The sequence below is a fragment of the Serratia rhizosphaerae genome (genome assembly GCF_009817885.1).
GTDB classification, from domain to species: Bacteria; Pseudomonadota; Gammaproteobacteria; order Enterobacterales; family Enterobacteriaceae; genus Serratia_B; species Serratia_B rhizosphaerae.
The window spans coordinates 394,568-408,153 of sequence record NZ_CP041764.1 but is presented as its reverse complement, the minus strand read 5'-3'; the positions used below and the strand labels follow the sequence as shown (position 1 = coordinate 408,153).

The 13,586-nt window shown below is 56.7% G+C and carries 8 protein-coding genes and 1 pseudogene; 7 read left to right on the top strand and 2 right to left on the bottom strand.

The annotated features are described in order from the left end of the window. Window positions 1–74: 74 nt before the first annotated feature. From cmoM to FO014_RS01910, 7 genes and pseudogenes are all read left to right on the top strand, one after another. Window positions 75–860 (top strand): tRNA uridine 5-oxyacetic acid(34) methyltransferase CmoM, encoded by a 786-nt coding sequence (gene cmoM, locus FO014_RS01940; protein WP_015671771.1) that lies wholly within the window; start codon window positions 75–77, stop codon window positions 858–860. Further along, window positions 857–2,179 carry a chromosome partition protein MukF gene (mukF, locus tag FO014_RS01935; protein ID WP_105230531.1) on the top strand — a complete coding sequence of 441 codons (1,323 nt, stop codon included), beginning with the start codon at window positions 857–859 and terminating at the stop codon, window positions 2,177–2,179. The genes cmoM and mukF overlap by 4 nt, the downstream gene beginning before the upstream one ends. Then, window positions 2,160–2,888: a chromosome partition protein MukE gene (gene mukE / locus FO014_RS01930; RefSeq protein ID WP_105230532.1), complete on the top strand. Its 729-nt coding sequence runs from the start codon at window positions 2,160–2,162 to the stop codon at window positions 2,886–2,888. The genes mukF and mukE overlap by 20 nt, the downstream gene beginning before the upstream one ends. After that, window positions 2,885–7,339: a chromosome partition protein MukB gene (mukB, locus tag FO014_RS01925; RefSeq protein WP_160027401.1), complete on the top strand. Its 4,455-nt coding sequence runs from the start codon at window positions 2,885–2,887 to the stop codon at window positions 7,337–7,339. The genes mukE and mukB overlap by 4 nt, the downstream gene beginning before the upstream one ends. 335 nt (window positions 7,340–7,674) lie before the next feature. After that, window positions 7,675–9,342 (top strand): annotated as a pseudogene (gene ldtD / locus FO014_RS01920) (L,D-transpeptidase); the annotation flags it as partial. Between the two features lie 185 nt (window positions 9,343–9,527). Beyond that, entirely contained in the window at window positions 9,528–10,076 is a 549-nt protein-coding gene (mepK, locus tag FO014_RS01915) for a peptidoglycan L,D-endopeptidase MepK (protein WP_105230535.1), read from the top strand. 65 nt (window positions 10,077–10,141) lie between these two features. Further along, window positions 10,142–10,789: an MBL fold metallo-hydrolase gene (locus FO014_RS01910; protein WP_160027397.1), complete on the top strand. Its 648-nt coding sequence runs from the start codon at window positions 10,142–10,144 to the stop codon at window positions 10,787–10,789. Window positions 10,790–10,867: 78 nt separating this feature from the next. Here the strand turns inward: FO014_RS01910 and FO014_RS01905 are convergent, their stop codons facing one another. Continuing rightward, window positions 10,868–12,058, bottom strand: coding sequence for an amino acid aminotransferase (locus tag FO014_RS01905; protein ID WP_160027395.1), 1,191 nt, complete (start codon window positions 12,056–12,058; stop codon window positions 10,868–10,870). A 246-nt stretch (window positions 12,059–12,304) separates the two neighbouring features. After that, window positions 12,305–13,405 (bottom strand): porin OmpF, encoded by a 1,101-nt coding sequence (gene ompF / locus FO014_RS01900; RefSeq protein WP_281354965.1) that lies wholly within the window; start codon window positions 13,403–13,405, stop codon window positions 12,305–12,307. Window positions 13,406–13,586: the final 181 nt, after the last annotated feature.

Below are 13,586 nucleotides of genomic sequence, written 5' to 3'. Positions count from 1 at the left end.
CTGTGCCAAAATAGCAGGTTTGGTGGGGAGCGTGTTGCCCCCTGGCAGGATAAGATCAACGGAGCCGTAGTCCAATGCAGGATCGCAATTTTGACGATATTGCGGAAAAGTTTGCGCGTAATATTTACGGCACCACGAAAGGCAAAATCCGCCAGGCGGTAGTTTGGCAGGATCTGAATACGCTGCTGGCGCAACTGCCGCAGCGTCCATTGCGTATACTTGATGCCGGCGGCGGCGAAGGCCATATGGCCTGCCAGCTGGCGGAATTAGGACATCAGGTGTTGTTGTGCGATCTTTCTGGTGAGATGATCCAACGCGCCGCGCAGTTGGCGCAGCAGAAAGGTGTGAGCCAGAACATGCAATTTATACAAAGTTCGGCTCAGGAGATCGGTCAGCATTTGGAACAGCCGGTCGATCTGATATTGTTCCATGCTGTGCTTGAATGGATCGCAGAACCGCAGGCGGCATTGCAGGCGTTGTATGATTGTCTGCGGCCCGGCGGCGCGCTGTCGCTGATGTTTTTTAACGCCAACGGCTTGTTGATGCGTAACGTGGTATTGGGTAATTTTCAATTGGTCAATCCCGAAGTGAGACGGCGCCGTAAGCGTTCGCTGTCGCCGCAATACCCGCATAGTCCGCCGTTGGTCTATGGCTGGCTGGAACAGCTGGGCATGCGCATCAGCGGTAAAACCGGCGTGCGCGTGTTTCATGATTACCTGCAAAGCAGGCAACTGCAGACACAAAAATTTGAAGAGTTATTGGCGCTTGAACAGCACTATTGTCGGCAGGAGCCGTACGTGAGTTTGGGGCGCTATATTCACGTCATGGCGCATAAACCAAACCTGAAGGACGAACTATGAGTGAATTTTCCCAGACTGTACCCGAACTGGTCGCCTGGGCACGGAAAAATGATTTCTCTATTTCGCTCCCTACGGAGCGTCTTGCGTTTCTGCTTGCGATCGCCACGTTAAACGGCGAGCGGCTGGACGGCGAGATGAGCGAAGGTGAGCTGGTTGATGCATTTCGCCATGTCAGCAAGGGTTTCGAACAGACGCATGAAACGGTGGCGATCCGCGCCAATAATGCGATTAACGACATGGTGCGCCAGCGCCTGTTGAACCGTTTTACCAGCGAACTGGCGGACGGCAATGCCATTTACCGTCTGACGCCGCTGGGCATCGGCATTACCGACTATTATATTCGTCAGCGTGAATTCTCAACGCTGCGCCTGTCGATGCAGCTGTCGATCGTCGCGCAGGAATTGAAACGCGCGGCGGACGCCGCCGAAGAGGGCGGCGATGATTTCCACTGGCATCGCAACGTCTTTGCGCCGCTGAAGTATTCGGTGGCGGAGATCTTCGACAGCATCGATATGACCCAGCGCGTGATGGATGAGCAGCAGCAGGGGGTGAAAGAAGATATCGCCGCACTGCTGAACCAGGACTGGCGCGCCGCGATCTCCAGCTGTGAGATGCTGCTGTCGGAAACCTCCGGTACCCTGCGTGAACTGCAGGATACGTTGGAAGCCGCCGGCGACAAGCTGCAGGCGAATCTGCTGCGTATTCAGGAATCCACGTTGGGCGATGCCGAACTGGCCTTTGTCGACAAACTGGTGTTTGACCTGCAAAGCAAACTGGATCGCATCGTCAGTTGGGGGCAGCAGGCGATCGACCTGTGGATCGGTTATGACCGCCACGTGCACAAATTCATCCGTACCGCGATCGACATGGATAAAAACCGTGTGTTTGCGCAGCGTCTGCGCCAGTCGGTGCAAAACTATTTCGACAACCCGTGGGCGCTGACTCACGCCAGCGCCGATCGCCTGCTGGATATGCGCGATGAAGAACTGGCGCTGCGCAGCGATGAGGTGACCGGGGAACTGCCGCCGGATCTGGAATATGAAGAGTTCAGCGAAATCCGCGAACAGCTGGCGGCGATGATCGAACAGGCGCTGAAGGTTTATCAGGAACAACAGTTGCCGCTCAATTTAGGGGCGGTCATGCGCGATTATCTGGCGCAATATCCGCGCGCCCGTCACTTCGACGTGGCGCGTTTAGTGGTCGACCAGGCGGTGCGCCTTGGTGTGGCTGAAGCTGATTTTTCAGGGTTACCGGCCGAGTGGCAGGTAATCAATGATTACGGAGCCAAGGTACAGGCCCATGTCATCGACAAATATTGAACACATTATGCCAGTAAAACTGGCGAAGGCATTGTCCAACCCGCTGTTTCCGGCGCTGGACAGTCAACTGCGCGCAGGGCGCCATATCGGCATTGACGAGCTGGACAACCACGCGTTTCTGATGGATTTTCAGGACGAACTGGAAGAGTTCTACGCGCGCTACAGCGTCGAGCTGCTGCGTGCGCCGGAAGGCTTTTTCTATCTGCGCCCGCGTTCCACGACGCTGATCCCGCGTTCGGTGCTGTCCGAGCTGGATATGATGGTCGGTAAAATTCTCTGTTACCTCTATCTGAGCCCGGAACGTCTGGCGCACGAAGGCATTTTCAGCCATCAGGAGCTGTACGACGAGCTGCTGAGCCTGGCGGATGAAAACAAGCTGCTGAAGTTCGTCAACCAGCGCTCCACCGGCTCTGACCTTGACCGGCAGAAGCTGCACGAAAAGGTGCGCACTTCCTTGAACCGTCTGCGCCGTCTGGGCATGGTCTATTTTATGGGCGGCGACAGCAGTAAATTCCGCATCACCGAGGCGGTATTCCGCTTCGGCGCAGATGTGCGCAGCGGTGACGACCCGCGTGAAGCACAGCTGCGTATGATCCGCGACGGCGAGGCCATGCCGATTGAAAACAGCCTGTTGTTGAATGATGAGCAAGAAGGCGAAGAGCAAACGGCAGATAACACGCCGGATAGCGCAGAGGATGAACAGGAATGATTGAACGCGGTAAATTTCGCTCGCTAACGCTGGTTAACTGGAACGGCTTCTTTGCCCGCACCTTTGATTTGGATGAGCTGGTCACCACGCTGTCCGGCGGTAACGGGGCGGGGAAATCCACCACCATGGCGGCCTTCGTCACCGCGCTGATCCCCGATCTGACGCTGCTGCATTTCCGTAACACCACCGAAGCCGGCGCGACCAGCGGCTCGCGCGATAAAGGTCTGCACGGCAAGCTGCGCGCCGGGGTGTGTTACTCGACGCTCGACGTGGTCAACTCGCGCCATCAGCGCGTGGTGGTCGGCGTGCGTCTGCAGCAGGTTGCCGGCCGTGACCGTAAGGTCGATATCAAGCCGTTCACCATTCAGGGGCTGCCGACCTCGGTGCAGCCGACGGAAATTCTGACGCAGACGGTCGGCGAGCGCCAGGCGCGCGTGCTGTCGCTGCCGGAGCTGAAAGAGCGGCTGGAAGAGATTGAAGGGGTGCAGTTCAAGCAGTTCAACTCCATCACTGATTATCACTCTTTGATGTTTGATCTGGGGATTATCCCAAAACGCCTGCGCTCTTCCGCCGATCGCAGCAAATTCTATCGTTTGATCGAGGCCTCGCTATACGGCGGTATTTCCAGCGCCATTACCCGCTCGCTGCGCGACTATCTGCTGCCGGAAAACAGCGGCGTGCGCAAGGCGTTCCAGGATATGGAGGCCGCGCTGCGGGAGAACCGCATGACGCTGGAAGCGATCCGCGTCACCCAGTCCGACCGCGACCTGTTCAAACACCTGATTTCTGAAGCGACGTCCTACGTGGCGGCGGACTATATGCGCCATGCCAACGAGCGGCGTATCCATCTGGACAGCACGCTGGTGCTGCGCAACGACCTGTTCGGCAGCCGGAAACAGCTGGCGGCGGAGCAGTACCGCCACATAGAGATGGCGCGTGAGCTGGCGGAGCAGAGCGGTGCGGAGTCCGATCTGGAAACTGATTATCAGGCGGCCAGCGATCACCTGAACCTGGTGCAGACCGCGATGCGTCAGCAGGAGAAGATCGAGCGTTATGAAGCCGATCTGGAAGAGCTGACCTACCGGCTGGAAGAACAGAATGAAGTGGTGGCCGAAGCCGGCGAACAGCAGGAAGAGTACAGCGCGCGCGCCGAGGCGGCCGAGCTGGAAGTGGATGAGCTGAAAAGTCAGCTGGCCGATTACCAGCAGGCGCTCGACGTGCAGCAGACCCGCGCCATTCAGTATCAGCAGGCGCTGCAGGCGCTGGAGCGCGCGCGTTCTCTGTGCCAGCTGCCGGAGCTGAGCGCGGACAATGCCGAACAGTGGCTGGAAACCTTCCAGGCGCGCGAGCAGGAAGCCACCGAAGCGCTGTTGATGTTGGAACAGAAGCTGAGCGTGGCCGATGCCGCGCACGGCCGCTTTGAACAGGCTTACCAGCTGGTGTGTAAAATTGCCGGTGAAGTCAGCCGTAGCGATGCCTGGCAGACCGCGCGCGAAGTGCTGCGCGACTGGCCGTCGCAGCAGCACCAGGCGGAGCGCGTGCAGCCGCTGCGTATGCGTCTGAGCGAGCTGGAGCAGCGTCTGCGCTCTCAGCAGGACGCCGAGCGTCTGCTGCAGGAATTCTGTAAACGTCATGGCCAGGACTATCAGGCAGACGACCTCGATGCGCTGCAACAAGAGCTGGAAGAGCGGCTGGAGTCGCTGTCGCAGAACGTCAGCGAAGCCGGCGAACGGCGGATGGAAATGCGGCAGGAGCTGGAGCATCTCCAGCAGCGTATCCGCGAACTGACCGCCCGCGCGCCGGTGTGGCTGACGGCGCAGGACGCGCTCAGCCAACTGAGTGAACAAAGCGGCGAACCGCTGGAAAGCAGCCAGCAGGTTACCGAATATATGCAGCAGCTGCTGGAGCGTGAGCGTGAAACCACGGTTGAACGCGACGAAGTAGCAGCCCGCAAACGCGAAGTCGACGCGCAGATTGAACGTCTTAGCCAGCCGAGCGGCGCGGAAGATCAGCGTCTGGTGACGCTGGCAGAACGTTTCGGCGGCGTACTGCTGTCGGAAATTTACGACGATGTCACCATCGACGATGCGCCTTACTTCTCCGCGCTGTATGGCCCGTCCCGCCACGCCATCGTGGTGCCGGACCTGTCGCTGGTGCGCGAAATGCTGGAAGGTCTGGAAGACTGCCCGGAAGATCTCTACCTGATCGAAGGGGATCCGCAGTCGTTCGATGACAGCGTCTTCGCCGTTGAAGAACAAGACAAAGCGGTGGTGGTGAAAATCGCCGACCGTCAGTGGCGCTATTCCCGCTTCCCGGAAGTGCCGCTGTTTGGCCGCGCCGCGCGTGAAAAACGTCTGGAAGTCTTGCATGCCGAACGTGAAACGCTGGCGGAGCGCTACGCGACGCTGTCGTTCGACGTACAGAAAATCCAGCGCTCTCATCAGGCGTTCAGCCGCTTTATCGGCAGTCATCTGGGCGTCGCCTTTGATACCGATCCGGAAGCGGAAATCCGTACGCTGAACGGTCGTCGCACGGAGATCGAACGTGCGCTGAACAACCATGAAGCGCAGAATCAGCAGCAGCGTCAGCAGTACGAGCAGGCGAAAGAGGGGCTTTCTGCGTTGCATCGCCTGACGCCGCTGGTTTCGCTGCTGAACGATGACACCTTGCAGGACCGGGTGGAAGAAATTCAGGACGAGCTGGACGAGGCGCAGGAGGCTGCGCGCTACCTGCAGCAGCACGGCGTTGCCCTGAATAAACTGGAGCCGCTGGTGTCCGTGCTGCAAAACGATCCGGAGCAGCATGAACAGCTGCAGCAGGATTATCAGCAGGCGCAGAATACCCAGCGCCAGGCGAAGCAGCAGGCGTTCGCGCTGATTGAAGTGGTGCAGCGCCGCGCGCACTTCAGCTATACCGACTCGGCCGGTATGCAAAACGCCAATAACGATCTCAACGATAAACTGCGCCATCGCCTGGAGCAGGCGGAAGCGGAGCGCAGCAGCGCCCGCGAGCAGCTGCGCCAGTATCAGAGCCAGTTTACGCAGTACAGCCAGGTATTGGCATCGCTGAAAAGCTCTTATGAAGCCAAGCGCGATATGCTCAAAGAGCTGAGTCAGGAGCTGGTGGATATCGGCGTACAGGCCGATGCCAACGCCGAAGCGCGCGCGCGTCAGCGCCGCGACGAGCTGCATGCGGCACTGAGCAACAACCGCGCGCGCCGTAATCAGCTGGAGAAACAGCTGACCTTCTGCGAAGCGGAAATGGACAGCCTGCAGAAAAAACTGCGCAAGCTGGAGCGCGACTATCATCAGCTGCGTGAGCAGGTGGTGACCGCCAAGGCGGGCTGGTGCGCGGTGATGCGCATGGTGAAAGATAATGGTGTGGAGCGTCGCCTGCACCGTCGTGAGCTGGCCTATATGGACGGCGACGAGCTGCGCTCAATGTCGGATAAGGCACTGGGTGCGCTGCGTCTGGCGGTGGCGGATAACGAACATCTGCGCGACGTGCTGCGTCTGTCGGAAGATCCGAAGCGGCCGGAACGCAAAATCCAGTTCTATATCGCGGTGTATCAGCACCTGCGCGAGCGTATCCGTCAGGATATTATCCGCACCGACGACCCGATTGAAGCCATTGAACAGATGGAGATCGAGCTGAGTCGTCTGACCGAGGAGCTGACCAGCCGCGAGCAAAAACTGGCGATCAGTTCCAAAAGCGTGGCGAATATCATCCGCAAAACCATTCAGCGTGAGCAGAACCGTATCCGCATGCTGAACCAGGGGCTGCAGGCCGTTTCCTTCGGCCAGGTGAAGAGCGTGCGTCTGAACGTCAACGTGCGTGAAGCGCATGCGACGCTGCTGGACGTGCTGTCCGAACAGCAGGAGCAGCATCAGGATCTGTTCAACAGCAACCGCCTGAGCTTCTCCGAAGCGCTGGCTAAACTGTATCAGCGCCTGAATCCGCAGATCGATATGGGACAGCGCACGCCGCAGACCATTGGCGAAGAGCTGCTGGATTACCGTAATTACCTGGAGCTGGAGGTGGAAGTCTTCCGCGGCTCTGACGGCTGGCTGCGTGCGGAAAGCGGCGCGTTGTCGACCGGCGAGGCGATCGGTACCGGTATGTCGATTCTGGTGATGGTGGTGCAGAGCTGGGAGGAAGAATCCCGTCGCCTGCGCGGCAAGGATATTTCTCCGTGCCGCCTGTTGTTCCTCGATGAAGCGGCGCGTCTGGATGCCAAATCCATCGCTACCCTGTTTGAGCTGTGCGACCGTCTGGAAATGCAGTTGATCATCGCGGCGCCGGAGAATATCAGCCCGGAAAAAGGCACCACCTATAAACTGGTGCGTAAAGTGTTCCAGAATCAGGAGCATGTGCACGTGGTGGGACTGCGCGGTTTTGCCAATGAGCCGCCGGCGTTGGGCGCCAGCCCGGCAGAGACGCCGCAGGTTTAAAACTCTCCTAAAAATCTGAAAATAGCCGCCCCAGGGTGGCTATTTTTTATGGGCTATGGATGATAGTGCGGTTGCCAGCATTGGCACGCTGGGATCGGCCGCATCCGGCGGGCGCTTTTGTCGGCTGAGTGCAACTCCATTTATTTTAGGTATATACTTAAATTAATCAGTAATTTTTGTCGTATTTTTTGTGAGCAGAGAGGGGGCAAGGGATGTTGCTTAAAGAAAGTAACAGGGTTCGACGTCTGGCGCTGAGCTGCGCTATCGCATGTGGTCTTGCCGCGTCGTTACCTGCATGGGCAACGACGTCCGGATTGTCCACTGGCTCCTCAGCCACGACGGTGGCGCAAAGCCGTGCAGAGCTGATGTCGGCGCTGCCGCGTGGTGTTACGCCGCACTACCTTGCCGCGCTGGCCCCGCTGTACGCGGCCAACCGGATGCAGCCGATGTGGCAGGACCGTGAAACGGTGCAGCAGTTCCAGCAGCAACTGGCCGAGCTGGCGATTTCCGGCATTCAGCCGCAGTTTAATCAATGGGTGAAGCAGCTGACCGATCCGGCGATCAGCGACATGGGGCGTGATATCGTGCTGTCGGATGCGATGCTTGGCTACCTGCAGTTTATTTCTTCTATCGGCGCCAATGGCAATAATTGGTTATACAGCAATATTCCTTATAAGTTGGCGACGCCGCCGACAACCGTAATTAACCAGTGGCAGCTGGCGGTACGTCAGAGTAAAACGTTGCCCTATATTGAATCGCTGGCGCCGCAGCACCCGCAATACGCGAAGATGCATCAGGCGCTGCGCGACCTGTTGACCGACAGCCGTCCTTGGCCGCATCTGGCCAGCGGCCCGACGCTGCGTCCAGGGCAAACCAGCAGCGACATCCCCGCGCTGCGTGAAATTCTGCAGCGCACCGGCATGTTGTCCGCAACTGACGGCAACATAGCGCAGAGTCAGGAGCTGTCGATGGTGAATAGCACCGCGCCGGTGGTGGATGATGACCAGTCGGTTGATGAAGAAAAGCTGCGCGAGAACCGTGCTGCGGCGGTGACCTCGGAGGAAGGCGGCATGCTGCAGTCCGCTGCCAGCGGCGACAGCCTGTACAGCGACGATCTGGTTGAAGGCGTCAAACGCTTCCAGAAATGGCAGGGGCTGAGTGCGGACGGCCTGATCGGCGTGCGTACGCGTGAATGGCTGAATGTGTCGCCGCAGACTCGCGCCGCACTGCTGGCGCTGAATATTCAGCGCTTGCGTATTCTGCCGGGGCGGGTGAACAACGGTATTATGGTCAATATTCCCAACTACTCGCTGGTTTATTATCGTGACGGTAGTGAAGTTCTTTCGTCGCGGGTGATTGTCGGCCGCCCAAGCCGTAAAACCCCGTTGATGAGCAGCGCGCTGAATAACGTGGTGGTCAACCCGCCGTGGAATGTGCCGACGACTCTGGTGCGTGAAGATATTGTGCCGAAGGCGATGCGTGATATTAATTACTTCCAGAAACACGGTTATACGCTGCTGTCCGGCTGGAGCAACGATGCGCAGGTGATTGATCCGTCAACGATTGACTGGAGCTCGATCTCCGCCCGCAATTTCCCGTATCGTATTCGTCAGGCGCCGGGCGCCACTAACTCGCTGGGGCGTTACAAATTTAATATGCCAAGTTCGGATGCTATTTATCTGCATGATACGCCGAACCATAGCCTGTTTAAAAAAGATATTCGCGCGCTCAGTTCCGGTTGCGTACGAGTAAATAAAGCGTCCGTATTAGCCAATATGCTGTTGCAGGATGCCGGTTGGAATGACAGCCGTGTTTCCTCCACGTTGAAGCAGGGGAATACCACTTTCGTAAATGTACGTGGGCGTATTCCGGTTAAATTGTATTATTTAACCGCGTGGGTTGCCGATGACGGACAGCCACAATTCCGTACAGATATTTACAATTACGATAATACGGTGCGATCGGGCGCACAAATTTTGGCCCAGGCGGAAAAATTGCTGTAATAAATGCAGCATTTTTAAATAAATAACGGTCAGAATATTTGGACCTGACACAGGCACTCGCTTTCAGGGTGCCTGTAAGCCGCGCCGCATCATGGGTTGACTCAGACGGCGTGGGCGGTTAAGGTTCAGGCAGTGCGCTTTTTTGTGCATATTTTTTTGATATTCTTGCCGGGTCTGATAGAAACATGGACAAAATTGATCTTCACCGCCGTAAATGGCTGGCGTTGGGTGGCGCCGCGATGGGCATGGCTTTACTTCCGGGTCAAGCATTTGCCAGCCTTTCTACTTCTCGCCCTCGTATTCTTGTAGTAAATAATCTGCATACAGGCGAATCACTTAAAGCCGAATTCTTTGACGGTAAAAATTATAATAAAGAAGAATTGGTGCGTTTAAATCATTTGTTCCGCGATTTCCGCGCGAATAAAGTGAAATCGATCGATCCGCAGTTGTTTGATCATCTTTATCGTCTGCAGGGGATGTTGGGCACTACTAAGCCGGTGCAGCTGATTTCCGGCTACCGTTCCCTGGGGACGAACAACGAACTGCGCGCGCGCAGCCGCGGCGTTGCCAAACATAGCTACCACACCAAAGGCCAGGCGATGGATTTCCATATCGAAGGCATTCAGCTGAGCAATATCCGCAAGGCAGCGTTAAAAATGCGTGCTGGTGGCGTAGGTTATTATCCGCGTAGCAATTTCGTTCACATCGATACCGGGCCGGTGCGTACCTGGTAATCGCTGTGCCTCTGGGTTGAGAGAGCGCCGGCTGCAAGGTCCGGCGCCGTTGTCGTTGGAGCTTTATGAAATACCAAATTATCCCTGTCACGGCGTTTAGCCAAAATTGTACGCTGATCTGGTGTGAGCATACGGGGCAGGCCGCGCTGGTGGATCCCGGCGGTGAGGCGGAAAAGTTGAAGGCGGCGGTGCAGGATGCCGGCGTGCAGCTGACGAAGATTTTATTGACGCACGGACATCTCGATCATGTCGGTGCGGCGGCGGAGCTGGCGGAACATTATCAGGTGCCGATTATCGGGCCGGACAAAGAGGATGCGTTCTGGCTTGACGGCCTGCCGGCACAAAGCCGGATGTTCGGGCTGGAAGAGTGCGCGCCGTTAACGCCGACCCAGTGGCTGGCCGAAGGCGACAGCGTGCAGCTGGGCGATATGACGCTGAATGTGCTGCACTGCCCGGGACATACGCCGGGGCACATTGTGTTTATCAATGATAAGGCGCGGCTGGCGTTGGTCGGCGACGTATTATTCAACGGTGGCGTGGGGCGCAGCGATTTCCCACGCGGCGACCATCAGGCGCTGATTGCCTCTATCCGCAATAAACTGTTGCCGCTGGGGGATGATATGGACTTTATTCCGGGGCATGGGCCGATGTCGACCTTCGGCCATGAACGGCAGACCAATCCGTTTTTGCGTGAGCAGCCAGAGGCGTGGTAATAAGCCGTATTTTCCGGCGTAAATAACAGCAAAAGGGGCGCAGAGCGCCCCTTTGTTACATCTGATGCTGATTATGGCTTACAGCACGGCGACGATGGCTTCGCACAGCGGCGCCATGTTATCCGGCGTCATGCCCGCGACGTTAACGCGACCAGAGTTCACCGCATAAACGCCAAACTCTTCGCGCAGGCGCAGTACCTGATCTTTGGTCAGGCCACTGAACGAGAACATGCCGTTTTGGTTAATGATAAAGCTGAAGTCCTGCTGCGCGCCTTTTTCCTGCAGGGTATTCACAAACAGCTGACGCATGCGGTGGATACGCTGACGCATATCGGCCAGCTCTTGCTCCCAGATCGCACGCAGCGCGTCGTTGCTCAGAATAGTGGCAACGATCGCCGCACCGTGTGATGGCGGGTTGGAGTAATTGGCGCGGATCGCCGCTTTAACCTGACTGAAGGCGCGATCCGCGGTTTCGGCATCGGCTGCGACCACGGTGCAGGCGCCTACGCGCTCATTGTACAGGCCGAAGTTTTTCGAGTAGGAGCTGGCGACGATCAGTTCCTGATGCTTGGCGGCAAAAATACGCAGGCCCTGCGCATCTTCTTCCAGACCTTTGGCAAAGCCCTGGTAGGCGAAGTCAAACAGCGGCAGCCAGCCTTTGCTTACCGACAGCTCAGCCAGTTGGCTCCACTGCTCCGGCGTCGGGTCGATGCCGGTCGGGTTGTGGCAGCAGCCGTGGAACACGATCACATCGCCGGCCTGCGCCTGTTGCAGGCTGTTCAGCAATCCGTCAAAGTCCAGCGCGTGGTTGGCGGCATCATAGTAGTTGTATTCCAACACTTCCAGACCGGCGGCGGAGAAGACGTTCTTATGGTTTGGCCAGCTTGGGTTGCTGACCCACACGCGTTTGGCGTCGGTTTGATTGGCGATAAAGTCGGCCGCTACGCGCAGGGCACCGGTACCACCAGGCGTTTGCGCGGTGCGTGCACGCTTGTCGGTAATGATAGGGCTGTTTTTGCCGAACAGCAGCTCTTGGGTGCAGCTGGCAAACTCAGGGATCCCCTCAATGCCGAGGTAGTTTTTGGTGGTCTCATTTTCCAGCAGGTATTGCTCCGCTTTTTTCACACTGGTCAGCACCGGCGTTTTGCCGGTTTCGTCTTTATAGACGCCGATACCCAGGTTGATTTTGTTCGGACGGGCGTCCGCGCGGAAAATGTCGGTCAGACCCAGAATCGGATCGGCAGGTGCTGCAGCGATTTTCTCAAACATGTCAGATGCTTCCATAGCTTAGCGTTAAGCGGATAGAGGCATCAGGGTAGCGCCAGTCGTGCGCTTTGCCAACCGTTTGCGAGAAAAACACCTCGAACTTGTGAGGAAGGCAGATTCAGCACAAAAAATGATGGTAAAGGGGCGGCAGGCAGCATAAAAAGTTGTCGGCGGCGGAAAAAGAAAAACAGGGCCGAAGCCCTGTTTTTAACTTTGCCGGAGGTTGATGGCCGGCAGGCTAAACAACAATTAGAACTGGTAAACCAGACCAACGGCAACGATGTCGTCGGTGTTAAGGCCCAGTGGGTTGTTGTCGTTCAGCTGGTTGATTTTGTAATCAACGTAGGTGGACATGTTTTTGTTGAAGTAGTAAGTCGCACCAACATCAACGTATTTGATCAGGTCAGCATCGCCGACGCCATCGATGTCCTTGCCTTTAGACTGTACGTAGGCGAGAGACGGGCGCAGACCGAAGTCGAACTGGTACTGAGCAACCAGTTCGAAGTTTTGCGCTTTGTTGGCAAAACCTTCGGTACCGTAAGTAGTGCTGCCGACTTTAGAGTTTTTGATATAGGTCGCATTACGGGTTTCACCGTACATCGCCGCCAGGTAAACGTTGTTGGCGTCGTATTTCACTGCGGCTGCCCACTGCTCGGCGCGGCCTTCGCCACGGCCGTAACCAGCCTGGCTTTGCTTGTCGGTACGGTCAGAAGACGCATAGGCGGCGGAGAAGCCTACGCCAACCGGCAGTTCGTAAGTGGTGGAGATACCCCAACCGTCGCCGTTGGAACGTTTGATATCATCATTACGCTCGTTTTTGCCCTGGTACTGCAGGCCGAAGTTCAGGCCGTCAACCAGACCAAAGAAGTCGTTGTTACGGTAAGTCAGCAGACCGGTAGAACGGCCAACCATAAAGTTGTCGCTGCCGGCAGAGTCGCCGCCGAATTCAGGCAGCATATCGGTCCAACCCATTGGGTCGTAAACGATGCCGTAGTTACGGCCGTAGTCCAGGGAGCCATACTCGGCGAATTTCAGACCGGCAAAGCCCAGACGGGTCTTGTTGCCGTTTTGCGCGTCGCTGCCGCCTTCGCTGTTGTTGGCTTGAATATTGTATTCCCACTGGCCGTAACCGGTCAGTTGGTCATTGATTTGGGTTTCACCTTTGAAGCCGAAACGAACATAAGACTGGTCGCCATCATCGCTTTTGCTATCAGAGAAGTAGTGCAGGCCGTTAACTTTACCGTACAGATCCAGCTTGTTACCGTCTTTATTATAGATTTCCGCTGCGTTTGCTGCACCAGCAGCCAGCAGCGCAGGAATTACCACTGCAAGAATGTTGCGCTTCATCATTATTACCCTCATTGGTGTTATTCGGACACCTTTGCCACTGCCGCCAATAATTCTTTAGGGAACTATTGTTGATAGATTGGTGTCGTCCTGTGTCTGAACGCAGTGTTCCATTCAGCGCAGGGTTAATCTAGGGTTAAGATGCTACTAATGTCTTAAAAACGTTTCCAAAAGAAAATATGTG